Raw genomic sequence first — 22862 nt, forward strand, 5'->3', positions numbered from 1 at the left:
GATTGCGGAATGAACAGGCGCGAGTTCCTTGCCGCGACGGCCGCTCTCGCGGCGATCACCGGCTCGGCCGGCGGCTGGGCGCGCGCGGCGGCGCAGCAGGCGCTGAGCGAAGATGCGCTGCTCGACTTCAAGCCGCTCGGCAACGTCACGCTCGTCCACCTGACGGACATCCATGCACAACTCATGCCGGTCTATTTCCGCGAGCCGTCGATCAATCTGGGCGTCGGCAAGGTGGCCGGCCTGCCGCCGCATGTCACCGGCGCCGATTTCCTGAAGCTCTACAATATCGAGCCCGGCAGTCCGCATGCCTATGCGCTGACCTACGAGGATTTCGCCGCGCTCGCCAGGACCTACGGCCGCATGGGCGGGCTGGACCGGATCGCGACCGTGGTGAAGCGCATCCGCGCCGAGCGGCAGGACCGCATGCTTTTCCTCGACGGCGGCGATACCTGGCAGGGCAGCTACACCGCGCTCAAGACCAAAGGGCAGGACATGGTGGACGCCATGAACCTGCTGAAGCCCGACGCCATGACCGGGCATTGGGAATTCACCTACGGCACCGACCGGGTGAAGGAGATCGTCGACGGCCTGCCGTTCGCCTTCCTCGGCGGCAACATCTTCGACGCCGAATGGGACGAGCCCGCCTTCGACGCCTACAAGATGTTCGAGAAGGGCGGCGTCAAGATCGCGGTGATCGGCCAGGCCTTCCCCTATACGCCGATCGCCAATCCGCGCTGGCTGATCCCGGAATGGTCGTTCGGCGTGCGCGAGGAAGAGGTGGCAAAAAACGTCGTCGCCGCACGGGCGGACGGAGCGCAACTCGTGGTGTTCCTGTCCCACAACGGTTTCGACGTGGACCGCGCGCTCGCGGCTCGCGTCGAAGGCATCGATGTCATCCTGACCGGCCACACGCACGACGCGCTTCCCGAGCCGGTCAAAGTGGGCAAGACACTGCTGATCGCCACCGGCTCGCACGGAAAATTCGTCAGCCGGCTCGACCTCGACGTGCAGGGGGGCGAAGTGAAGGATTTCCGCCATCGGCTGATCCCGATCTTCTCCGACGTGATTTCGCCGGATGAGGAGGTCGCCAAGCAGATCGGCGCCTCGCGCGCGCCGTTCGAGGCCGAGCTCAAGCGCGAACTCGCCACCACCGACACGCTGCTCTACCGGCGCGGCAATTTCAACGGCACGTTCGACGACCTGATCTGCCAGGCATTACTGGAAGTGCGGGAGGCGGACATCGCGCTGTCCCCCGGTTTCCGCTGGGGTACGTCCGTGCTGCCGGGCGACAAGATCACCGTCGAGGACGTCCACAATGCCTGCGCCATGACCTATCCGGCGGCCTATCGCTCGGCGATGACCGGCAAGACGCTGAAGGACATCATGGAGGATGTCGCCGACAATCTGTTCAACAAGGACCCGTACTACCAGCAGGGCGGCGACATGGTCCGCGTCGGCGGCATGGGCTACGCGATCGATCCCAATGCGGAGATCGGCAGCCGCATTTCGGGCATGACGCTGCTCAAGACGGGCGAGGCGATCGATCCGGCGAAGGAATACACGGTCGCCGGCTGGGCTTCGGTCAATGAAGGCACCGAAGGCCCGCCGATCTGGGAGGTGGTGGAGGACTATCTCAAGCGCCACCCGACTGTCCGCCTGGAGGAAAACCGCTCGGTGAAAGTGGCCGGCTAGACCTCAGCAGCCGTAGACAGCCCGGTTCCATCCTGATACATATAAAAATTCATATATTTATATGCACTTCGGGAGGAGCCGATGGACGGATCCGGCGACCAGCCTCTTTCAATCGCGCGCAGGCGCTTCCTGCGGGCGGGCCTGACCGGCGGGGCGGCGCTCGCCGGCAGCCTGGCGGCCGGGCGCGCCGCGGCGGCCGATGATCCCGCCATCACCGAAATCCAGGACTGGAACCGCTATTCGGGCGACGGTGTCGACGCGCATCCCTACGGCATGCCGTCGAAATTCGAGGCTGAGGTCGTCCGCCGCAACGTGCCGTGGCTGACGGCGGACCCGATCTCGTCGGTCAACTTCACGCCGCTGCACGCGCTCGACGGCATCATCACGCCGAACGGCCTGTGCTTCGAGCGCCATCACGGGGGCGCCGCCGTCATCGATCCGGCCGAGCATCGCCTGATGGTCAACGGGCTGGTCGACAAGCCGCTCGTCTTCACGATGGACGACCTGAAGCGCTTCCCGCGCCACAACAAGATTTACTTCCTGGAATGCGCGGCCAACACCGGCATGGAGTGGCGCGGCTCGCAGCTCAACGGCTGCCAGTTCACGCACGGCATGGTCCATTGCGTGATGTATACGGGCGTTCTCCTGAAGGACATATTGAACGAGGCCGGCATCAAGCCGGCGGGCAAATGGGTTCTGGCCGAGGGCGCCGACGCGGCGGCGATGACGCGCTCCATCCCGATGGAGAAGGCGCTGGACGACTGCATGGTCGCCTTCGCGATGAACGGCGAGGCGCTCAGGGTCGAGCAGGGCTATCCGATCCGGCTCGTCGTGCCCGGCTTCGAGGGTAACATGTGGGTGAAATGGCTGCGCCGGCTCGAAGTTGGCGACGAGCCTTGGGAGCAGCGCGAGGAGACCTCGAAATACACCGACCTGCTGGCCAACGGGAAGGCACGGCATTTCACCTGGACGATGGAGGTCAAGTCCGTCATCACCAGCCCGAGCCCGCAGGCGCCGATCAAGCACGGCAAGGGGCCGCTGGTGCTGGCGGGGCTGGCGTGGTCGGGCAACGGCACGATCACGCGCGTCGACGTCACCACCGACGGCGGCCGCAACTGGAAGACGGCGCGCATCGACGGGCCGAGCCTGCCGTTCGCGCTGCACCGTTTCTATTACGAGATGGACTGGGACGGATCGGAGATGTTCCTGCAATCGCGGGCGATGGACGAGAAGGGCTATGTGCAGCCCACCAAGCAGGCCCTGCGCGCCGTTCGCGGCAGCAATTCCATCTACCACAACAACGGCATTCAGACCTGGTACGTGAACAAGGACGGAGCGGCCGAAAATGTCGAGATTTCCTGAGGTTGCACTCGCTGGCGCGCTGATCGCCTTCGGTTTTGCCACGGCGGCGCAGGCCGGCGACGCGGCGGCCGGAGAAAAGGTCTTCAACAGGTGCAAGGCCTGCCACGCGGTGGGCGAGGGCGCGAAGAACCGCGTCGGCCCTGAACTCAACGACCTGATCGGACGCACCGCCGGAACGGCGGAGGGCTACAAATATTCGCCGGCGATGCAGAAGGCCGGCGACGGCGGGCTGGTGTGGAACGCCGAGACGCTGGCCACCTATCTCGCCAATCCCAGGGCGATGGTGAAGGGCACCAAGATGGCCTTCGCCGGGCTCAAGGACCAGGACGATCTCGACAATATCATCGCCTACCTCGAAACCTTCTCCAAGGCTGGCGGTTCGGATACAGCGCCGCAGCCGGACGAGAATAAATCCGAGGCGGTGCCCGCCGAACCCGCGCCAGCCGAAACCGGGCAAGCCGAACCTGCGGCCCCACAGGCGGCGCAGGCCGAGCCCACGAAGCCCGCCGAACAGGCGACACAGCCTGCCGCCGAGGCGACCGCGCGGGACGGCGACGGCGCGGGCGAGCATTTCCATATCGGCCGCGCCGCCACCGCGGCGGAAGTCGCCGCCTGGGACATCGACGTGCGTCCCGATGGCGTCGGGCTGCCCGAGGGGCACGGCACGGCGGCGCAGGGCGAAAAGATTTTCGACGAGAACTGCGCGTCCTGCCACGGCGATTTCGGCGAGGCGGTGGACCGCTGGCCGGTGCTGGCTGGAGGGCAGGGCACGCTGAAGGACGACCGTCCGGTCAAGACGGTCGGCTCCTACTGGCCCTATCTCTCGACGGTCTACGACTATATCCGCCGCGCCATGCCGTTCGGCAACGCGCGCTCGCTGTCGGACGACGACGTCTATGCGCTGACAGCCTATGTCCTCTATCTCAACGACATCGTCACCGACGAGGATTTCGAGCTGTCGAAGGCGAATTTCACCTCGATCAAGATGCCCAATCAGGCGAACTTCATCGCCGACGACCGCTTCCAGGAGCCGGAATACGCGGCCAACAGAGGCAATCCCTGCATGAAGGATTGCGCCGAGGGCAAGGCGAAGATCACCATGCATGCCGAAGTGCTGGACGTCACGCCGCAGGACGAGGGCGACGACAAGAAACCGAGTTCCGGTATCGAGTGACGGCGACCAGCCGGCCTATTCCGCCGGCACGGCCTTGGCTGGCAGCGTAGCGGGGGTCGCGACACGGCCGTCGATCAGGCGATCGGCAAGGGCTGCTCCCGTCACCATCGAGGCGAGCGCCAGCAGCGAGGTGATCGCCAGCACGGATCCGCCGGTGAAGCCGGCGCCGATCGTGCAGCCGACGGCGAGGATGCCGCCGAACCCCATCAGCACGGACCCGAGCGCGTAACGCAAGATCGACGGCGTGCCGGGCTCGGCGAAGGTGGCGATGCGGAAGTCGCGGAACAGCACCGCCGCCAGGAAGGCGCCGACCAGCGTTCCCGCCAGCAGGCCCTGATCGAGGCCGGCGCTCGAGATGGTCCCGGCGGCCAGATTGGCGGTGGTGGCGAGCGGGCGGATGAAGGACAGGCTCTCGGCCTGGATCGGTTCGAACACCTGCGTCGAGAGGTCGTAGGTGAAGTACCAGCCGGCGACGATCGTCAGGCCGACGCCGATGCCGCCAAGGATATTCCAGAGGCCGGGCCGCGCGCGCAGGCACAGCGCGACGGCGACAATTGCCAGCGCCGCCCCGATCGCCACGCCGGCCCCCTGTGCGACGCCGGCAAGCGCCAAGAGGTCGTTGCCGCCGATCAGGGCGGTGTTGGCGAAGGAGGACAGCCAGTCGCGCAGCGGAACCAGGATGCCGTCATAGGTCGCCCAGCCGACGAGGCCGGTGACGAGGATGCAGAACAGCGCGCGCAGGTTGCCCGACGCGCCGAGCACCAGCAGGCGCGACACGCAGCCGCGCGCCAAAGCCATGCCGACGCCGAACAGCAGGCCGCCGGCGACGGCGCCGGACAGGCTCTGCGGCGTGCCGAAGAACCGCGTGTCGACGACCGACAGGGCGTCGCGGTACAGCAGGATCTGGACGCCGAGGACGGCGGCGGCGAAGCCGGCGGCCCAGATGGCCAGCGCCTTCGGATTGCGGCCACGCGTGAGGTCGAGAACGGCCGAGCGCGTACAGAAGGCCGTGCGCTGGGCAAAAAAGCCGAACAGCAGGCCGAGTACGGCGCCACCCACGGCGGCAGCGCCGGTTTCACCAACGGCATCGATAAGCGGAACGAAATCCACGACGCTCTCCTGAGACGATTGCGCCGGAGGATAGAGCCGGGTTCGAACCTTTGGGAGGAATCGATTTCGAATTAAGCGCGTTCAACGAAAAGATCGTGCCTCTATTGCACTATTCAGTAGAAATATCTCTTACTTTCGAAAATTCGTGGAATTTCCTTCCAAGGTTATTGCCGCGCCGCTCAGTCCCATGCGGCGTCGGTGAAAGCGTCGAGAGGGAATTTCAGGTAGCGTCTGCCGTTGTCTTCCGGCTCCGGCAGGCGTCCACCGTTGATGTTCACCTGAAGCGCATGCAGGATCAGCTTCGGCATCGGCAGGGTCCTGTCGCGCGCCTCGCGCAGCGCCACGAATTCGGCCTCGGTCCCGCATTTCGACATATGGGTGTTGGCAGCTTTCTGCTCGGCGACCGTGCTTTCCCAGCGCGGCGCGCGGCCGCCGGGCTGGTAGTCGTGGCCGGTGAAGATGCGGGTCGCATCGGGCAGCGACAGGATCTCCGTGATCGACCGGTAGAGCCGGCTGGCGCTGCCGCCGGGAAAATCCGCGCGCGCCGTGCCGCCGTCGGGCATGAACAGCGTGTCGTGCACGAAAGCCGCGTCGCCGACGACATAGGTGACGGAGGCCAGCGTATGGCCGGGCGAGAACAGCACCTTGGCAGGGATATTGCCGATCGTGAACGTGTCGTCGGCCTCGAACAGGCGGTCCCATTGCGATCCGTCGGCGGGGAGGGCGGGCCAGTTGTAGATGTCCTTCCACAGCTTCTGCACCTCGACCACCTTCGCGCCGATCGCGGTCGGAGCGCCGGTTCTGCCCTTGAGGTAGTGCGCGGCGGAAAAATGGTCGGCGTGAGGATGGGTGTCGAGGATCCACTCCACCGTCAGGCCTTCCTTCGCCACGTGGTCGAGGATCTCGTCGGCGCTTCTGGTTGCCGTGGCGCCCGACTTCTCGTCGAAATCGAGAACGGGATCGATGATCGCGCACTTCCTCGTGGAAGGATCGGAAACGACGTACTGGATCGAAAAACTGCGCTTCTCGTAGAAGGCGCAGACATCGGGTTTCGAATTCGAATCGGACACGGGCCCCCTCATCGATGTTCCATTTCTTCCGGAGCAATCGACATGGCGCGGGCTATGTCAAGGAAGGCGCGCATGGTCTTGGCCTGGCTGCGCTCCTTGAGACAGATCAGCGCCTCCTCCATCAGCATGGGCGGGCCGTCGATGGCGATCTTGGCGAGGCGCACGTCGTTGCCGAACTCGGCCTCGGAAACGAAGCCGACGCCGGCGCCGGATGCCACGATCTCGCGCACGGCCTCGCGGCCTTCCGCCTCGATGGCGAATTTCAGTTCCACGCCGACGGCGGATGCGCCGTCCTCCAGCTTCTTGCGGGTGCGCGAGCCGCGCTCGCGCATGACCAGCGGCAGGTCGGCCAGTTCCTTGAAGGTGAGGGACGCGCGCGCGGCCAGCGGATGATCGGCCGCCACGAAGGCGATGATCGGCGTCGAGTTCAGCCGGACGGTCTCGAATTCCCTGCCTGTCGGTATGCCGCCCAGCACGCCGATGTCGGCCTCGTAGCTGAACAGGTTCTCCACCACCGTCTCGCTGTTGCCGGCATGGATCGTCACCTTCACGCCGGGATATTTCTTGCGGAACTCGCCCATGATGTGGAGCAGATGGTGCGCGGCGTCGGCGACGATCCTGAGCGTTCCGGCGCGCAGCGCACGCGATTCCGACAACAGTTCCAGCGCCTGGCTCTCGGTGTCGAACATGCGTCGCGTGATCGCCAGCAGTTTTTCGCCGGCCGGCGTCAGCGTCACCTGCTTGCGCTGGCGGTTGAACAGCAGGATGTCGTATTCTTCCTCCAGCTTGCGTACCTGATCTGAAATGGCGGGCTGGGTGAGGAACAGTTCCTCGGCAGCGCGGGAGAAGCCGCCGGAAATCGCGACATAGTGGAAGGCGCGCAGTTGGACGTAGCGCATGGCGGCATTCCTTTGGATAGATTCAGCTTATTGATAGATACAAAATAACGATTTTTCAAATACATTGTCCGACGCCTATAAGGCTGTGAACAACAAGCAGCGACGGGAGGCGTTCCGGCCATGGCCGACACGGCAACAGCACAGGGTTTCGAGCCTCCGGCTCTCGGCGAGCCCTATCTGCTTACCCCCGGACCGCTGACGACCGCCTATTCGGTCAAGCAGGCGATGTTGAAGGACTGGGGCTCGTGGGACGGTGATTTCCGTGCCATGACCGCCGACATGCGCCGCCGTCTGCTGGCGCTGACGGGCGACAAGAAGAGCGAATACGATTGCGTGCCGCTGCAAGGGTCCGGCTCCTATTGCGTGGAGGCCATGCTCGGCTCCTTTGTGCAGAAGGACGGCAAGGTGCTGGTGCTGGCCAACGGCGCCTACGGGCTTCGAGCTGCGCAGACCATGAAGTATCTCGGCCGGGCGCACACGCTGATCGACAAGGGCGACTACCTGCCGCCGCGCGGCGACGAGGTGGCGGCCGCGCTCGACGCCGATCCGGCCATCACCCATGTCCTTGCCATCCATTGCGAGACCAGTTCCGGGATACTCAACCCCGTGCTCGAGATCGCCGAAGCGGTGAAGGCGAAAGGCCGCAAGCTTCTGGTCGATTCCATGAGTGCCTTCGGCGCGGTGCCGCTCGACGTCAACGAGATCGACTACGAGGCGATGGTGTCCTCGGCCAACAAGTGCATCGAGGGCGTGCCGGGCTTCGGCTTCGTCATCGCGAAAAAGAGTGTGCTGGAAGCCGCCAAGGGCAACAGCCATTCGCTGTCGCTCGACGTACATGCCCAGTGGGCGGCGATGGAAAAGACCGGCCAGTGGCGCTTCACGCCGCCGACGCATGTGGTCGCCGCCTTCCTCGAGGCGCTGAAGATGCACGAGGCCGAGGGTGGCGTCGCCGGCCGCGGCGCGCGCTATACCAGGAACCGCGACGTGATGGTGGCGGGCATGCGCGAACTCGGCTTCGAGACGCTTCTGTCCGACCGCTGGCTGTCCCCGATCATCGTCACATTCTTTTGCCCCGCGCATGAGAAGTTCGTCTTCAACCGTTTCTACGAACTCATGAAGGACAAGGGCTTCATCATCTATCCGGGCAAGCTCACGGTGGTGGATTCCTTCCGTGTCGGCTGCATCGGCCGCATGGACGAGCAGGTCATGCGCCGCGTCGTCGAGGCGGCGAAACAGTCGCTCGACGAGATGGGCGTCGACACCGCCGCTCCGCCCGCCACGGCAATCGCCGAACGCGCAAAGCTTGCCGCCTGAGTTTCACCGCCGACTTCGCCGCTTGACGCGGCTTTTTCAATCCGAGGACCGACGCCCATGAACCAGATGTCTCCCGTTTCCGTGTCGGTGAACGGCCGCAGCTATGCGTGGCCGCGCGTGCCGGCGATCGCGATCTGCCTGGACGGCTGCGAGCCGGCCTATCTGGACGAGGCGATCAAGGCCGGGCTGATGCCGGCGCTGGTGAAAATCAAGGAAAAGGGCACGGTGCGGTTCGCCCATTCGGTGATCCCGTCCTTCACCAACCCGAACAACCTGTCGATCGCGACGGGCCGGCCGCCGGCGGTGCACGGCATCTGCGGCAACTACCTCTACAACCCGGAAACGGGTGAGGAGGTGATGATGAACGATCCGAAGTTCTTGCGCGCGCCTACCGTCTTCCAGGGCTTTTATGACGCCGGCGCCAAGGTCGCTGTGGTCACCGCCAAGGACAAGCTCAGGGCCTTGCTCGGCAAGGGGCTGAAGTTCGACGACGGCCGGGCGGTCTGCTTCTCGGCCGAGAAGTCGGACACGACGACGAAGGCCGAGCACGGCATCGACAATGCTTCCAAGCACTTCGGCTTGGCCGTACCGGAGGTCTATTCGGCCGAGTTGTCGGAATTCGTCTTCGCCGCCGGCGTGCAGTTGCTCAAGGAATTCCGGCCGGACGTGATGTATCTCACCACGACCGACTACGTGCAGCACAAATACGCGCCGGGCGTGCCGCAGGCGAACGCCTTCTACGAGATGTTCGACAAGTATCTGGCGCAATTGGATGAACTGGGCGCGGCGATCGTGGTCACCGCCGACCACGGCATGAAGCCGAAGCACCATGCCGACGGCTCGCCCAATGTGGTCTATGTTCAGGATCTGATGGACGAGTGGCTGGGCAAGGACGCCGCGCGCGTCATCCTGCCGATCACCGACCCCTACGTGGTGCACCACGGTGCGCTGGGTTCGTTCGCCACCGCCTACCTGCCGAAAGGTGCCGACCGTGAGGCGGTGATGGCGAAGCTCAGGCAGGTCGAGGACATCACTTTGGTGCTCGGCCGCGAGGAGGGTTGCGCCCGCTTCGAGCTGCCCGAGGACCGCATGGGCGACATCATCCTGATCTCGGGTGAGAACAAGACGATCGGTACCTCTGAGCACCGGCATAATCTGGCGGCGCTCGACGAGCCGCTGCGTTCGCATGGCGGGCTGACCGAGCAGACCGTGCCCTTCATCGTCAACCGGGTGATGAAGGACCTGCCCAACGAGCCTGTGCTGCGCAACTTCGACGCCTTCTACTATGCGGTGATGGCGGCGGCGCAGGTGGCGAACTGAATTGAGAGTGGGCGCTGACCCCCTCTCCGTCTCGGCTTCGCCGAGCCACCTCTCCCCCACTTCATGAGGGGAGAGGATGGGCGCCAGGCCCGCAGCCGGCGTATCCTCTCCACCCGGAACGGGGGGAGAGGTGGCTTGCGGAGCAAGACGGAGAGGGGGCCCCGCCTCACAGACGGTGGATTGGATAAGACATGACCAAGCTCGATCCTTCGATCAAAGTCCGCCACGAGCCGATGCGCATCGCCGGCAGGAAGGTGGATGCCGACGCGACCCTGAACGTGCACTATCCCTACACCGACACGGTGATCGGCACCGTGCCGGCGGGCACTGCCGAGCATGCGAAAAAGGCCTTCGAGATCGCGGCCAACTACACGCCGAAGCTGACCCGCTACGAGCGCCAGCGCATCCTGCTCAAGACCGCCGAGCTGCTGAACGGCCGCAAGGACGAACTGTCGGACCTGATCACGCTGGAACTCGGTATCTCCAAGCAGGACTCGCTCTACGAGGTCGGCCGCGCCTTCGACGTCTTCACGCTGGCCGGCCAGATGGTCATCCACGACGACGGCGAGATCTTTTCCTGTGACCTCACCCCGCACGGCAAGGCGCGAAAAATCTTCACCATCCGCGAGCCTCTCAAGGCGATCTCGGCGATCACCCCGTTCAACCATCCCTTGAACATGGTCTCGCACAAGGTGGCGCCGGCGATCGCCACCAACAACTGCGTGGTGGTGAAGCCGACCGAACTGACGCCGATGACGGCGCTGATGCTGGCCGACGTGCTCTACGAGGCAGGCCTGCCGCCGGAAATGCTCTCCGTCGTCACCGGCTGGCCGAAGGACATCGGCGACGAGATGATCACCAACCCCAATATCGACCTGATCACCTTCACCGGCGGCGTGCCGGTCGGCAAGATGATCGCACAAAAGGCCGGCTACAGGCGGCAGGTGCTGGAACTCGGCGGCAACGATCCGCTGATCATCCTCAACGACCTCTCCGACGACGACCTTGCCAAGGCCGCCGACCTTGCCGTCGCCGGCGCGACGAAGAACTCCGGCCAGCGCTGCACGGCGGTCAAGCGCATCCTCGTCCAGGAGAAGGTCGCCGACCGTTTCGTGCCGATGGTGCTGGAACGGGCGAAGCGAATAAAGTTCGGCGATCCGCGCGATCCGGCCACCCAGCTCGGCACGGTCGTGCACGAGAAGGCGGCGGTGCTGTTCGAGAAACGCGTCCATATGGCGGCCGAAGCCGGCGCCGACATCCTCTACAACCCCGGCCGTCAGGGCGCACTGCTGCCGCCGATCGTCGTCGACCGGGTGCCGCACGCCTCCGAACTCGTCATGGAAGAAACCTTCGGCCCGATCGTGCCGATCGTGCGCGCCCCCGACGACGACGACGCGCTGATCGAGCTGTCGAACTCCACCGCCTTCGGCCTGTCCTCGGGCGTGTGCACGAACGACTTCCGCCGCATGCAGAAATACATCGCCGGCCTGAAGGTCGGCACCGTCAACATCTGGGAGGTCCCCGGATACCGCATCGAGATGAGCCCGTTCGGCGGCATCAAGGACAGCGGCAACGGCTACAAGGAAGGCGTCATCGAGGCCATGAAGTCCTACACCAACGTCAAGACATTCTCCCTGCCGTGGACGAACTGACGATGGCGCGCCCGCAAACCACGCTCGTCCATACCGAAGGCGAATCCAACACATCCGCCGCCCGTGGCGCGTGGAGCGCCAAACAGCGCGACATCGAGACAAAAAAGCTGCTCGACCGCGATTCATCCGCCTTCCTGCACCAGAGCCTGTCCAGCCCCTGCGTGACGGCCATCGCCAGGGCCGAAGGCATCTGGATCGAGGACACGGCCGGCCGCCGCTACATGGATTTCCACGGCAACAGCGTGCATCATATCGGCTACGGCCATCCGCGCCTGAAGGAAGCGATCGCCAGGCAGATGGACGAGCTGCCGTTTTCGCCGCGCCGCTTCACCTGCGAGCCGGCGGTGGAACTGGCCGAGACGCTGGGCAAGCTGGCGCCCGGCGACCTCGGCAAGGTGCTGTTCACCACCGGTGGTTCGGACGCCATCGAAGTGGCGCTGAAGGTGGCGCGCGCCGCCACCGGCCGCTTCAAGACGCTGTCCTTCTGGGACGCCTTCCATGGCGCCGGCTTCGGCGCGTCGAGCGTCGGCGGCGAGGCGACGTTCCGCTCCGGCATCGCCGGACCGCTGCTGCCGGGCACCGAGCATGTCGCACCCTGGGCGTCGCACAATTGCCCCTATGGCACCAACTCGCTGGAGGAGTCGGCCCGCGCCTGCGCCAACATGATCTCCTACGTGCTCGGCCGCGAAGGCGATTTCGCCGCCGTCGTCGCCGAGCCGATGCGGGCGACGCCGCTGGTGCCGGCGCCGGGCTTCTGGAAGGCGGTGCGCGAGGCCTGCGACCGGCACGGCACCCTGCTGATCTTCGACGATATTCCGACCGGTCTCGGCAAGACGGGGAAATTCTTCGCTTCCGAGCATGACGGCGTCACGCCCGACATCATCGTCATGGGCAAGGCGCTCGGCGGCGGCATATTGCCGATCGCCGCCGTCGTCGCGCGGCGCGACCTCGACGTGGCGGGCGACTACGCCATCGGCCACTACACGCACGAAAAGAACCCGGTGACAACGCGCGCGGCGCTCACCACCATCGCCATCGTGCGCGAGGAGGGGCTCGTCGAGCGCGCCGCCGAATTGGGCGTCTACGCGATGGACAGGATGCGCGAGTTGATGGCGCGTTCGCCTTTCGTCGGCGACGTGCGGGGCAGGGGGCTGATGTTCGGCGTCGAGATGGTCGAGGACAAGGATGGTTTCCGGCCGAACCATGCGCTGGCCGAGCGCATCTACTACCGCTGCCTGGAGAAGGGTCTCTCCTTCAAGATCAGCGCCGGAAGCGTGCTGACGCTGTCGCCGCCGCTGGTAATTGCACGTGAGGATCTCGACCGGGCGCTGACGATCGTCGAGGAGGCGGTGCTGGCGGGATAACTATGTACGCTTGCGCACCCCCACCCCTAACCCCTCCCCACAAGGGGGAGGGGAAGCTGCCGCGTACCAAGTTCCCCTCCCCCTTGTGGGGAGGGGTTAGGGGTGGGGGTGCGCGGTCTTTACCAGGCGGTCGCCCATGAAAGCCGTCCGCACCGACGCTGAACTGGAATGCCCCGGCGTCGATGCCGGGCTGCGCGCACGAGGCGTGGAGCTCGTCACGCTGCCGGACGGCATCCCCGAAGCCGGTCTCTGCCGGGCGGTCGCAGACGCCGATCTCCTGCTCATGTGCTATACGCCGGTCACCGCTCGCGTGATCGAGGCCGCACCGCGGCTCAAGGGCATCGTCAAATACGGCGTCGGCATCGACGCCATCGACATCCCCGCGGCGATCCGGCGCAGCATTCCGGTTGTCAACGTGCCCGAATATGCCGAGGAGACAGTGGCGGAAGGCGCTTTCGCGCTGATGATCGCGCTCGCCAGGCGCCTGCCGGAAATCTCGGGCGCGGTGCAGCGCGACGGCTGGATCTGGCCCCAAGAGCGATGGCTGGGGCGCGATATCGCCGGCTCCACCGTCGGGCTGATCGGCTGCGGCAGGATCGGCCGCTCGATGGCGCGCATGGCGGGACAGGGTTTTCGCGCGCGGGTGCTCGCCTACAGTCCGCACAGCGACGCCGGCGAATTGGCGGCGCTCGGCGTCGAGAAGGTCGGCGACCTCAGGCAGATGCTCTCTGCCTGCGATTTCGTCTCGGTGCACTGCGTCCTCAACGACGAAACGCGCGGCCTGATCGGCAAGGCGGAACTCGCCTGTCTGAAACCCTCGGCTGTGCTGGTCAACGTCTCGCGCGGCGCCATCATCGATGAGGCGGCGCTGGTCGAGGCAGTCGTGGCGGGACGCGTCGGCGCTGTGGGGCTGGATGTCTATTCGCACGAACCGCTCGAACGCGCCGGCCATCCGCTGAGCCCGCTGTTCGGACGCGACAACGTCATCCTGTTTCCGCATCTGACCTTTTTCACGCATGAAGCCATGCAACGCCTGGAAGAAGACACGCTGGCACGCTGTTTCGAGGTGCTCGACGGCCGTCCTGTCACCGTGCGCTCGCACGATCCGCGCTTGCGCGCGCAGAAAGCGGGCATCGCCTTCGCTTGATCGAAAGAATCGACCAAGCATCCGATTCATTTGATTTTCCGTATCTTTTCGCGGTTTTGCCGCCGGCTGTCATCTGGCTGACATCGAGGCATCCCATGATCGCAGGGACTGGCATCGGCCCCGTGGTCCGATTGAAAGCCAGCCAAGGATTCGCGCCGCCAACCCATGAGCCACATCATAAATTTCATTTTCGTCTTCATAAAATAAATAGATTTTACTTATCGATGCCGCACCAACAAACTCCTCGGCGAGGATGGCTCAGACCGCACCAAGACGGCTGGGAAAAACAAGACAAGAGCCTTCAGGACACTTGAACGCGTCAAGCAAAGGAGAACCCATGAAAACGAAGCTCGCCCTGGTTGCGGCCCTGCTCGCAGCCACAGCCATGCCGGCCCTGGCGGACGGGGTCGTCACCATCTACAGCGCCGACGGTCTGCACGACGGCGACCCGAGCTGGCTCGGCAACCAGTTCGACGCCTTCACCAAGGAGACCGGCATCAAGATCCAGTATGTCGAGGCCGGCTCGAGCGGCGTGGTCGATCGCATCGCCAAGGAGAAATCCAACACCCAGGCCGATGTTCTGGTGACCCTTCCGCCGTTCATGCAGAAGGCTGCCGCCGACGATCTGCTGGAGGCCTACAGCCCGGCCGGCGCCGACAAGATCGCCGATCACGACAAGGATGCGGACGGTCGCTACTACGCGATGGTCAACAACTATCCGAACTTCATCTACAACGCCGAGGTCCTGAAGGAAGCGCCCAAGACCTACGACGATCTGCTCGACCCGAAGTTCAAGCAGAAACTCCAATATTCCACGCCCGGCCAGGCCGGCGACGGCACGGCGCTGATGCTGCAGACCTTCCACGCCTTCGGCTCGAAGGAGAAGGGTCTTGAGTTCCTGAAGAAACTGCAGGTCAACAATCTCGGCCCGTCCGCTTCGACCGGCAAGCTGACGGCGCTGGTCAACAAGGGCGAGCTCTATGTCGCCAATGGCGACATGCAGATGAACACGGCACAGTCGGCCGACAATCCCAACATCAAGATCTTCTTCCCCGAAGGACCCGACGGCAAGAAGACGGCCTTTGCGCTGCCTTACTACATCGCGCTGGTGAAGGGCGGGCCGAACGCCGACAACGGCAAGAAACTGGTCGACTTCCTGCTTTCGGCGGACGCGCAGAAGCAAATCAGCTCGGTGGCCAGAGGCTTCCCTGTCCGCACGGACGTCAAGCCCGACGACGAGACATTCAAGAACCTGAACGCCATGCTGGAAGGAGTCGAGATATGGACGCCGGACTGGGCGAAGGTGCTGGACACCCTCAAGGACGACGTGGCAGCCTACAATCAGGCGATCTCGAGCAACTGATGCCACAGGCGACGGTCATGGAACGGACGCCCTTCATAAAGCCAAATCCGGCGTCCACCCAAGCTGCTGCCGTTTCGGACGGCAGCAGGATCGGGTTCGAGAACGTCTCGGTCACCTACGGTGCCCTGACCGTGCTGCATTCTTTTACTCTGACGGTGAACCCCGGCGAGATCGTCGCTCTCATCGGGCCGTCCGGTTCGGGCAAGACGACGGCCCTGCGCGCGGTGGCGGGTTTCGTGCGACCGTCCAGCGGGCGTATCCTGATAGGAGACCGCGACGTCACCAATCTTGCTCCCTATGACCGCAAGATCGGCATGGTGGTGCAGAACTACGCGTTGTTTCCGCACATGCGCGTGGATGAGAACGTCGCCTTCGGCCTGCGTGCCCACGGCGCGTCGGAAGATTTGATCCGCAGCCGCGTGCCGGAATGTCTTTCCATGGTGGGCATGTCCGCCTACGCCAAGCGCTATCCGCGCGAACTCTCCGGCGGACAGCAGCAGCGCGTCGCCATTGCGAGGGCGCTGGCGCCCAGGCCGCAGGTGCTGCTGCTCGACGAGCCGCTCTCCGCGCTCGACGCGCAGATCCGTCGCTCGATGCTGGACGAGCTGGCGAAGCTGCACCGCGACCTGCCGAACCTGACCGTGCTCTATGTGACGCACGACCAGAGCGAGGCGCTGACGCTGGCCAACCACATCGGCATCATGCGCGACGGCCGGCTGCAGGCCTTCGGCGACTCCAAGGCGCTTTTTCGTCATCCGCCGAACCGCTTCGCCGCCGAATTCCTCGGCCGGGCGAACCTTTTGCCGGTTTCCGGCCTCAAGCCGGCCGACGAAGGCATGGCGCAGGTGCGCTTCGGCGGCATCGCTCTTTCGGCCCGCAACCATCACGGCCTTGCCGACGGCAGCGACTGCCTGATCTGCATCCGCCCGCATGATTTCCGCTTCTCGCGCAGCGCCGCCGAGCCGAACTCGGTGTCCGGCACAGTGCTCAGCGTGCAATGGCAGGGCGACGTCCACAACATCACCCTCAATATAGGCGGCGAGGCGTTGCGCATGTCGTGCCCGCCGATGACGAACCCGCCCGGCCTCGGGGAGACCGTTTCGGTCCATTTCAATCCGGCCGAAGTCACCCTGGTGCCGGAGGACGGCGCTCGTGGCTGAGGCGGCGATCGCGACCGCGCCGGCGCCGCGGCTTTCCCTCGACAGGTTGTGGATCGCGCCGCCCCTGCTGGTGCTGGCGACGCTGTTCTTCTATCCGCTGGGGTTGATCGTGCGAGCCTCGCTCGGCGAGGAGGCGCCCTCGCTGGCGACCTTCGAGCAGGTGCTTCGCTCCAGCCAGTTCCTCGACGCTCTTTATCGCACCATCGTCATCGCCGTGAGTTCGACGGCCGGCTGCCTCATCCTCGGCTTCGTGCTTTCCCTGGTCATCGCCTTCGTGCCGTTTCCCGGCGCGAAGATGGCCGGCCGGCTGATCGACACGGTGATCGCGCTGCCGACCTTCCTGGTGACGCTGGCCTTCACCTTCATCTACGGTTCGGCCGGCCTTCTCAACGAGACGCTGATGCACGTGTTCAGTCTTGAGTTGCCGCCGGTCGATTTCCTCTACTCGCAATGGGGCGTCATCCTGGCCGAGACCACGGTCTACACGCCTTTCATCATGCGGCCGCTGCTTGCAACCTTCTCGACCTTCGACCAGGCGCAGATCGAGGTCGCATCGAGCCTCGGCGCACGGCCGTTGCGCATCGTGCGCCAGGTCATCCTGCCGGCGGCGCTGCCGGCGCTGCTGGCGGGGGGAAGCCTGTGCCTGCTGCTGACCGTCAACGAGTTCGGCATCGTGCTGTTCATCGGCGCCAAGGATGTCATCACCCTGCCGCTGATGATCTACGGCAAGGCGATCCAGGAATTCGACTATACGACCGCCTGCGTCATCGCCGTCGTCAACATCGTCCTGTCGCTCGGGCTCTACAGCGTCTATCGACTGGCGATCTCGCATTTCGGAGGCCGACGTGCTGGTGTGGTCTAAAGGTTGGCGACTGCTCACCTGGGCATTCACCGTACCGCTTTTCCTGATCATCTACGGCTTGCCGATCGGGGTCATCGTGCTCGCCTCCTTCGCCGGCCAGTGGAACGACATCCTGCCGTCAAACATGACGCTGCTTCACTATGCCAAGGCGTTCAGGACCGATTCCTTCGATGCCCTGAAGGCAAGCCTGCTCACCGGCGTGATCGCCAGCGGCGCGGCGCTCGTCTGCGGGACCTGGGCCGCGCTTGCGCTGCGGAGCCTGAAACCGGCGCCGAAGCGGGTGCTCGACCTGTTGTTCTTCGTTCCGAGCGCGGTGCCGTCCGTTTCTGTCGGCCTGGCGCTGCTGGTCGCCTTCAGCCGTCCGCCGTTCCTTCTCAACGGCACGACGTGGATCGTGCTGATCGCGCATTTCGTTCTGATCTCGGCCTTCACCTACGGCAACGTCACGGCAGGGCTGGCGCGGATTCCGATCGATTGCGAGCAGGTCGCCGAAAGTCTCGGGGCGCGGCCGCTCTACAGGCTGCGCCGGGTGACGCTGCCTCTGCTCCTGCCTTACCTGGTCGCCGCCTTCAGCCTGTCCTTTGCCCTTTCGATGGGCGAACTCGGCGCCACGGTGATGATTTACCCACCGGGATGGGTGACACTGCCGGTCAAGGTCTTCGCGCTGTCAGACCGCGGCGCCATCTTCGACGCCGCGACGCTGGCGACCCTACTGGGCCTCGGCACCATGATCGTGCTGGTGGTGCTGTCCAGGGTGTCGAACCGCGCGGCGGCGCGCTGAGCGGGGCGATTGCCCCGCCGCCATTCCGATAGCGTCGTCGGCGCGGCGAAATCCTGACAGCGCGCATCCGGGCAGGCCTGCTATCGCGCATCGGACAGCAGAGACGTTTGCCCGGAGCGCCGCGTGAGAACGAGCCTTTCCATCGAACCCGCCAAGGCGGCCCTGCTGTGCATCGACCTGCAGGAGGAACACCGTAGCGACAGCCGCTATCTGGTGGAAGGCTTCGACGGCATCGTCGACAGGGTGCGACGTATCCAGGACGCGGCGCGCGGCGCCGGCGTGGCCGTCTTCCATTCGGCCTATGTCGTCGACACGGCCAAGCCCGGCCGGCCCTTCCATCCGACCATGGCCGACGGCGCCTCCGCTTTCAGCGACGTCAACGATCCTTTGTCGGCGATCTGCGCGGAAGTCGGGCCGGCGGGCGACGAGATGGTGCTGGTCAAGACCGACGCCAGCACGCTGGCGCAGGGCGACGTGCCGCTGCTGTTTAGGGCGCACGGCATCGAATGGATCGCCGTGGTCGGCGTGTGGTCGGAAGCCTGCATCGCGGCGACGGTCAAGGACGCGGTGGAAATGGGCTTCCGCGTGCTTCTGGTGAAGGACGCCTGCGGCAGCGGCAGCACGGCCATGCACCAGACGGCGGTGCTCAACATGGCGAACCGCCTCTACGGCGGAGCGGTCACCGACACGGACGGCGCCTGCCGCCTGTTCGCCGGCGAGACGATCGATGCCTGGCGGGTGCAGGGCGCGGTGCCGCTGCGCTTCACCTATGAGGATGCCGGCCGGATCTACGAGGCGCTGTAGAGCCGCCCGGCCTTGCGTCCGCTATTTCTGCTTTCCGGCAGCGGCCGGCGCAAGATCGACCCCGTTGACCTTGCCGATGTGAGTGGTCAGCATCGGCACGAAATCTTCGGCGCCGCCTGCGGCCACGGCTGAGGCGAAGGAATTCTTGGCCGCGTTGCCGAGCGAATTCACCAGGCCTGCCGCATCGGCCATGGATTCCAGATAAGTCATGTCCTTGAGCGCGTTGGCGAGCGTGAACTTGTGCGCGTCGCGGTCCCCCTCCAGCGTCCAGCGCATGAAGGTCTGGTAGAAGCCGCAATCCATGCGGCCGTTGCGGATGACGCTGTCGAAGCGATGGGGCGAGATGCCGACCTTGGCCGCGAGCGCGAGCGCCTCCGAATAGATGGCGGCATAGCCGAGCGAGATGAAGTTGTTGAGCAGCTTCATGCGATGCCCGTCACCGACGCCGCCGATATGGACGATGCGGCCCGCCCAGGTCTCCAGAACGGGTTTGAGCCGCTCGAACACCGCGTCGGTCGCGCCGACCATCGTGTCGAGCGTGCCTTCCCAGGCTTCCTTGGGCGTGCGGCTGAGCGGCGCGTCGGCGAAATCGACGCCGATCTCGGCAAGTTCGCCGGCGATCGCCATCGTCGAAGTCGGATCGGCGGTCGAGCAGTCGACCACGACGGAACCCGGTTTGAGGCCATGCTTGAGGCCGTCGGGACCGCGCACGATCTCCTCGACCTGGCGGGAGCCGGTCACGCACAGGAAAACGACGGTGGAGGCTTCCGCGACGGCGCGGGGCGTCGCGGCCTCTGTCGCGCCGCGGGCCAGCATGTCCTCGGCCGGCTTGCGGTTCTTGCGGCCGAGGAAGGTGAGGGGATATCCCTTGTCCCTGATGTTCCTGGCCATGCCGTGCCCCATCAGCCCGAGGCCGATAAAGCCGACGCGTTCGTTCCCGTTCGTCATGGTCGTTTCGCTCCGCGGATATTTTTCGGCGCGACGATAGGGGATCGTCCGGACAATGTCTCTGCTTTTGTCAGACTTATTCAACTATGCCTTGACAGTCCGGCCAGCACGGATTTTCTGGCAACTGTCTGTCGGATCACGCTATTTGGCAGACAGGCCGAATCATGGCCCGCCAGGTTTGGCAGGGCACACGAAGGGGGCAGTGCGGATGACGGCTCGAAAGACGGTACGGTCGGGACCATCGCGGAGCGCTTCGGCGGAGACCGGGAAGCGGCACGCCGTCCGCGTACCGGGCGAGAGCGTCCATGCGACCGTCGCCAACGAGATCGGCCTGCGCATCGTGCGCGGCGATTATCCGCCGGGAACGATCCTGCCCAACGAGGCGCAATGGTCCGAGACATTCGCAGTCAGCCGTTCGGCCGTGCGCGAGGCGATCAAGATGCTCATGGCAAAAAGCCTTCTGGCGTCGCGCCCCAAGGTCGGCAGCCGGGTCGAGCCGCGCGAGCGCTGGAACCTGCTCGACCGCGACGTGCTGGCCTGGTACGCGACATCGCCGGGACGCGACAGCTTCATGCGCACCGTGCAGGAATTTCGCTACATCATCGAGCCTGAGGCGACGGCCTTCGCCGCGGTGCGCCGCACCGACGAGCAGATGGCCGAGATCAGCAAGGCCTGCGCGGAGATGCGCGCGGCGACCAACCTGGAGGAACGGACGGGCGCCGATACGCGCTTCCATCTCGCCATCCTGCGGGCGGCGGGCAACGACCTGCTCGTGCCGCTCGGCGTCCTCATCGAATCGGCCTTCGATCATCTCTTCCGCTACGTGACGCGCGAGGGCGACGACCTCGAACACGCGCAGAAGCTCCACGAGGCGATCGAGCGCAACATCCGCCTGCAGAAGCCCGACGCGGCGCGCAATGCCGTGCGCAGGCTGCTGGCGAACACGGACAGGATCGTGTCGGAACAGTAAGCCGCGTCAGTTTGTTGCCTGTGAGAACACGACAGCCATGAAGTCCCGTCCTAACGTGCTGTTCATCTGCGCCGACCAGTGGCGCGGCGATTGCCTTTCGGCGCGGGGACACCCGAATGTGCGTACGCCCAACATCGACGCGCTGGCGGCCGACGGCGTGCTGTTCGCCAATCATTTCAGCCAGTGCACGCCCTGCGGCCCGTCACGCACCAGCCTGCTGACCGGGCTTTACCTGATGAACCACCGATCGGGCCGCAACGGCACGCCGCTCGACGCGCGCCACACCAACATGGCGCTGGAGGCGCGCAAGGCCGGCTATGATCCGGTGCTGTTCGGCTATACCGACACCAGCCTCGACCCGCGCGGCCGCGATCCCAACGACCCGGTGCTGACCGGCTACGACCGCGGCGTGATGCCGGGTTTCACGACACCGCTGCATTTGCCGGACGACATGGGCCCCTGGGTCGCCGACCTGATCGCGAAGGGCTACGACCTGCCGCATGGCCGCGACGACGCCTTCAGGCCGCGTGCCGGTTTCGACAAACCGGCGGATCGCGGATTTCGCTCCATCCCCACCATCTTCGGCGCCGAGGAAAGCGAGACCGCTTTTCTGGCCGACAGGTTCCTCGAATGGCTGTCGGTTCCGCGCGAGGAGCCGTTCTTCGCGCATGTGGTCTTCTACCGGCCGCATCCGCCGCTGATCGCGCCCGAGCCCTACAACCGGCTGGTCGATCCGGCCGACGTCGCCTTTCCCGTCCGGGCCGGTTCGGTCGAGGAGGAGAAGCGCCAGCATCCGTTCCTCGCCTATGAACTCGACCGCATCGGCGAGCCGGGGCGGTACGACGAGCACAGCCCGTTCGATCCCGTTTCGGCCGACGACCTCGAAATCCGCCAGATGCGCGCCGCCTATTACGGGCTTGTCGCCGAGGTCGATCACCATGTCGGCCGCATCATCGAGCATCTCAAGGCGACCGGCGCATATGACAACACGCTCATTGTCGTCACCAGCGACCATGCGGAAATGCTTGGCCAGCACCATGTCTGGGGCAAGGAGATCTATTTCGACCAGGCCTTTCATGTGCCGCTGGTCGTCCGCGATCCGAGACCGGAGGCCGACGAGGCGCGCGGCAGCGTGGTCGAGGCGTTCAGCGAGGCGATCGATGTCATGCCGACCATGCTGGAATGGCTCGGGCGCAGCATTCCGCGCGCCTGCGACGGCCGCTCACTGCTGTCGCTCGTGCGCGGCGTCGAGCCCGCCGACTGGCGGCAGGAGGTCTATTTCGAGCATGATTTCCGCGCCGTGGTGACGCAGCGCGCGGAGAGGGCGCTCGGCATCGAATCGGACGCCTGCAGCTATGCCGTTATCCGCGACAGGCAGTTCAAATACGTGCACTTCGCCGGATTGCCGCCACTCCTGTTCGACATGGAAAACGACCCGGACGAGACCACCGATCTCGCCGGGCAGGCGAACATGGCTGCGACCGTGCTCGCCTATGCCCGCAGGATGCTCGACTGGCGCCTGCGCCATGCCGACCGCACGCTCACCAACATGGCGCTGACGAAGGACGGCGTGTTTTCGAGGCCGTGAAAGGATCGAAGGAATTTGCGCTCGACCCGAACATCTCAGTTTACGGGTGGGCGACCGCATATGATGTCGCACCGTACCCCCACCCCTAACCCCTTGTAACTTGTCGTGTGCCGCATCTGCTAAGATTGGGGAAGCGGTGGCGCACGAGAGGCCGCGGACCCTTTGGGCGGCAGAGCCCGGTGGGGAGCAGGGGTCGTCGTGCGCCGTTCCATCGAACCCGAACAGTCGCCTGGGCCGCAAGCGAAGCCCGATTAGGCAAGGATGGGACAGGATGGACGCTTT

19 protein-coding genes are annotated in these 22862 nt (G+C 65.2%); 15 read left to right on the forward strand and 4 right to left on the reverse strand.

Annotation, left to right across the window (positions count from 1 at the left end):
• Positions 1 to 9: 9 nt before the first annotated feature.
• The 3 genes from soxB (at position 10) to ABMA46_RS20520 (ending at position 4228) form a co-directional block, all read left to right on the forward strand.
• Complete coding sequence (gene soxB / locus ABMA46_RS20510) at positions 10 to 1692, forward strand: thiosulfohydrolase SoxB (protein ID WP_349001859.1); 1683 nt, start codon at positions 10 to 12, stop codon at positions 1690 to 1692.
• A gap of 81 nt (positions 1693 to 1773) precedes the next feature.
• A complete protein-coding gene (gene soxC, locus ABMA46_RS20515) occupies positions 1774 to 3054 on the forward strand; it encodes a sulfite dehydrogenase (RefSeq protein ID WP_349001860.1) in 1281 nt (426 codons plus the stop codon).
• On the forward strand, positions 3038 to 4228 hold the full coding sequence (locus ABMA46_RS20520; RefSeq protein WP_349001861.1) for a c-type cytochrome: 1191 nt from the start codon (positions 3038 to 3040) through the stop codon (positions 4226 to 4228). The genes soxC and ABMA46_RS20520 overlap by 17 nt, the downstream gene beginning before the upstream one ends.
• 15 nt (positions 4229 to 4243) lie before the next feature.
• Here the strand turns inward: ABMA46_RS20520 and ABMA46_RS20525 are convergent, their stop codons facing one another.
• The 3 genes from ABMA46_RS20525 to ABMA46_RS20535 all read right to left on the reverse strand — a co-directional run bounded on the left by ABMA46_RS20525 (position 4244) and on the right by ABMA46_RS20535 (position 7307).
• Entirely contained in the window at positions 4244 to 5338 is a 1095-nt protein-coding gene (locus ABMA46_RS20525; RefSeq protein WP_349001862.1) for a YeeE/YedE family protein, read from the reverse strand.
• A 179-nt stretch (positions 5339 to 5517) separates the two neighbouring features.
• Positions 5518 to 6408: an MBL fold metallo-hydrolase gene (locus tag ABMA46_RS20530; protein ID WP_425475781.1), complete on the reverse strand. Its 891-nt coding sequence runs from the start codon at positions 6406 to 6408 to the stop codon at positions 5518 to 5520.
• 8 nt (positions 6409 to 6416) lie between these two features.
• Positions 6417 to 7307 carry a LysR substrate-binding domain-containing protein gene (locus tag ABMA46_RS20535; protein WP_349001864.1) on the reverse strand — a complete coding sequence of 297 codons (891 nt, stop codon included), beginning with the start codon at positions 7305 to 7307 and terminating at the stop codon, positions 6417 to 6419.
• Between the two features lie 120 nt (positions 7308 to 7427).
• On the opposite strand from ABMA46_RS20535, the gene ABMA46_RS20540 reads away from it, so the two are divergent.
• The 10 genes from ABMA46_RS20540 to ABMA46_RS20585 all read left to right on the forward strand — a co-directional run bounded on the left by ABMA46_RS20540 (position 7428) and on the right by ABMA46_RS20585 (position 19074).
• Complete coding sequence (locus ABMA46_RS20540) at positions 7428 to 8621, forward strand: 2-aminoethylphosphonate--pyruvate transaminase (protein WP_349001865.1); 1194 nt, start codon at positions 7428 to 7430, stop codon at positions 8619 to 8621.
• Between the two features lie 57 nt (positions 8622 to 8678).
• Positions 8679 to 9941: a phosphonoacetate hydrolase gene (gene phnA / locus ABMA46_RS20545; RefSeq protein ID WP_349001866.1), complete on the forward strand. Its 1263-nt coding sequence runs from the start codon at positions 8679 to 8681 to the stop codon at positions 9939 to 9941.
• Positions 9942 to 10132: 191 nt separating this feature from the next.
• A complete protein-coding gene (gene phnY, locus ABMA46_RS20550) occupies positions 10133 to 11593 on the forward strand; it encodes a phosphonoacetaldehyde dehydrogenase (RefSeq protein ID WP_349001867.1) in 1461 nt (486 codons plus the stop codon).
• Positions 11581 to 12957: a (R)-1-hydroxy-2-aminoethylphosphonate ammonia-lyase gene (gene pbfA / locus ABMA46_RS20555; RefSeq protein WP_349001868.1), complete on the forward strand. Its 1377-nt coding sequence runs from the start codon at positions 11581 to 11583 to the stop codon at positions 12955 to 12957. Before phnY ends, pbfA begins: the two co-directional genes overlap by 13 nt.
• 136 nt (positions 12958 to 13093) lie before the next feature.
• The gene (locus tag ABMA46_RS20560) at positions 13094 to 14104 is read left to right on the forward strand and encodes a 2-hydroxyacid dehydrogenase (RefSeq protein WP_349001869.1); all 1011 of its coding nucleotides are present in this window, start codon (positions 13094 to 13096) and stop codon (positions 14102 to 14104) included.
• A gap of 337 nt (positions 14105 to 14441) precedes the next feature.
• The gene (locus tag ABMA46_RS20565) at positions 14442 to 15467 is read left to right on the forward strand and encodes a 2-aminoethylphosphonate ABC transporter substrate-binding protein (protein WP_349001870.1); all 1026 of its coding nucleotides are present in this window, start codon (positions 14442 to 14444) and stop codon (positions 15465 to 15467) included.
• Complete coding sequence (locus tag ABMA46_RS20570; RefSeq protein ID WP_349001871.1) at positions 15467 to 16627, forward strand: ABC transporter ATP-binding protein; 1161 nt, start codon at positions 15467 to 15469, stop codon at positions 16625 to 16627. The genes ABMA46_RS20565 and ABMA46_RS20570 overlap by 1 nt, the downstream gene beginning before the upstream one ends.
• Entirely contained in the window at positions 16620 to 17489 is an 870-nt protein-coding gene (locus ABMA46_RS20575) for a 2-aminoethylphosphonate ABC transporter permease subunit (RefSeq protein WP_349001872.1), read from the forward strand. The genes ABMA46_RS20570 and ABMA46_RS20575 overlap by 8 nt, the downstream gene beginning before the upstream one ends.
• Positions 17473 to 18270: an ABC transporter permease subunit gene (locus tag ABMA46_RS20580; protein WP_349001873.1), complete on the forward strand. Its 798-nt coding sequence runs from the start codon at positions 17473 to 17475 to the stop codon at positions 18268 to 18270. The genes ABMA46_RS20575 and ABMA46_RS20580 overlap by 17 nt, the downstream gene beginning before the upstream one ends.
• 123 nt (positions 18271 to 18393) lie before the next feature.
• Positions 18394 to 19074: an isochorismatase family protein gene (locus ABMA46_RS20585; protein WP_349001874.1), complete on the forward strand. Its 681-nt coding sequence runs from the start codon at positions 18394 to 18396 to the stop codon at positions 19072 to 19074.
• A gap of 21 nt (positions 19075 to 19095) precedes the next feature.
• On the opposite strand, the gene ABMA46_RS20590 is transcribed toward ABMA46_RS20585, so the two are convergent.
• Entirely contained in the window at positions 19096 to 20022 is a 927-nt protein-coding gene (locus tag ABMA46_RS20590; RefSeq protein ID WP_349001875.1) for an NAD(P)-dependent oxidoreductase, read from the reverse strand.
• Between the two features lie 208 nt (positions 20023 to 20230).
• Here ABMA46_RS20590 and ABMA46_RS20595 point away from each other — a divergent pair, with 208 nt between their 5' ends.
• Positions 20231 to 20992 carry a FadR/GntR family transcriptional regulator gene (locus ABMA46_RS20595; RefSeq protein ID WP_349001876.1) on the forward strand — a complete coding sequence of 254 codons (762 nt, stop codon included), beginning with the start codon at positions 20231 to 20233 and terminating at the stop codon, positions 20990 to 20992.
• Positions 20993 to 21029: 37 nt separating this feature from the next.
• Positions 21030 to 22580, forward strand: coding sequence for an alkaline phosphatase family protein (locus tag ABMA46_RS20600; RefSeq protein WP_349001877.1), 1551 nt, complete (start codon positions 21030 to 21032; stop codon positions 22578 to 22580).
• Positions 22581 to 22862: the final 282 nt, after the last annotated feature.

Source organism: Mesorhizobium hunchu (assembly GCF_040081975.1).
GTDB lineage: Bacteria > Pseudomonadota > Alphaproteobacteria > Rhizobiales > Rhizobiaceae > Mesorhizobium > Mesorhizobium hunchu.

What these genes read in the sequence shown, in the direction of transcription:
- soxB (WP_349001859.1), top strand. Translation starts at nt 10, where the DNA reads ATGAACAGGCGCGAGTTCCTTGCCGCGACGGCCGCTCTCGCGGCGATC.
- soxC (WP_349001860.1), top strand. Translation starts at nt 1,774, where the DNA reads ATGGACGGATCCGGCGACCAGCCTCTTTCAATCGCGCGCAGGCGCTTC.
- ABMA46_RS20520 (WP_349001861.1), top strand. Translation starts at nt 3,038, where the DNA reads ATGTCGAGATTTCCTGAGGTTGCACTCGCTGGCGCGCTGATCGCCTTC.
- ABMA46_RS20535 (WP_349001864.1), bottom strand. Translation starts at nt 7,307, where the DNA reads ATGCGCTACGTCCAACTGCGCGCCTTCCACTATGTCGCGATTTCCGGC.
- ABMA46_RS20540 (WP_349001865.1), top strand. Translation starts at nt 7,428, where the DNA reads ATGGCCGACACGGCAACAGCACAGGGTTTCGAGCCTCCGGCTCTCGGC.
- phnA (WP_349001866.1), top strand. Translation starts at nt 8,679, where the DNA reads ATGAACCAGATGTCTCCCGTTTCCGTGTCGGTGAACGGCCGCAGCTAT.
- phnY (WP_349001867.1), top strand. Translation starts at nt 10,133, where the DNA reads ATGACCAAGCTCGATCCTTCGATCAAAGTCCGCCACGAGCCGATGCGC.
- ABMA46_RS20560 (WP_349001869.1), top strand. Translation starts at nt 13,094, where the DNA reads ATGAAAGCCGTCCGCACCGACGCTGAACTGGAATGCCCCGGCGTCGAT.
- ABMA46_RS20565 (WP_349001870.1), top strand. Translation starts at nt 14,442, where the DNA reads ATGAAAACGAAGCTCGCCCTGGTTGCGGCCCTGCTCGCAGCCACAGCC.
- ABMA46_RS20570 (WP_349001871.1), top strand. Translation starts at nt 15,467, where the DNA reads ATGCCACAGGCGACGGTCATGGAACGGACGCCCTTCATAAAGCCAAAT.
- ABMA46_RS20590 (WP_349001875.1), bottom strand. Translation starts at nt 20,022, where the DNA reads ATGACGAACGGGAACGAACGCGTCGGCTTTATCGGCCTCGGGCTGATG.
- ABMA46_RS20595 (WP_349001876.1), top strand. Translation starts at nt 20,231, where the DNA reads ATGACGGCTCGAAAGACGGTACGGTCGGGACCATCGCGGAGCGCTTCG.
- ABMA46_RS20600 (WP_349001877.1), top strand. Translation starts at nt 21,030, where the DNA reads ATGAAGTCCCGTCCTAACGTGCTGTTCATCTGCGCCGACCAGTGGCGC.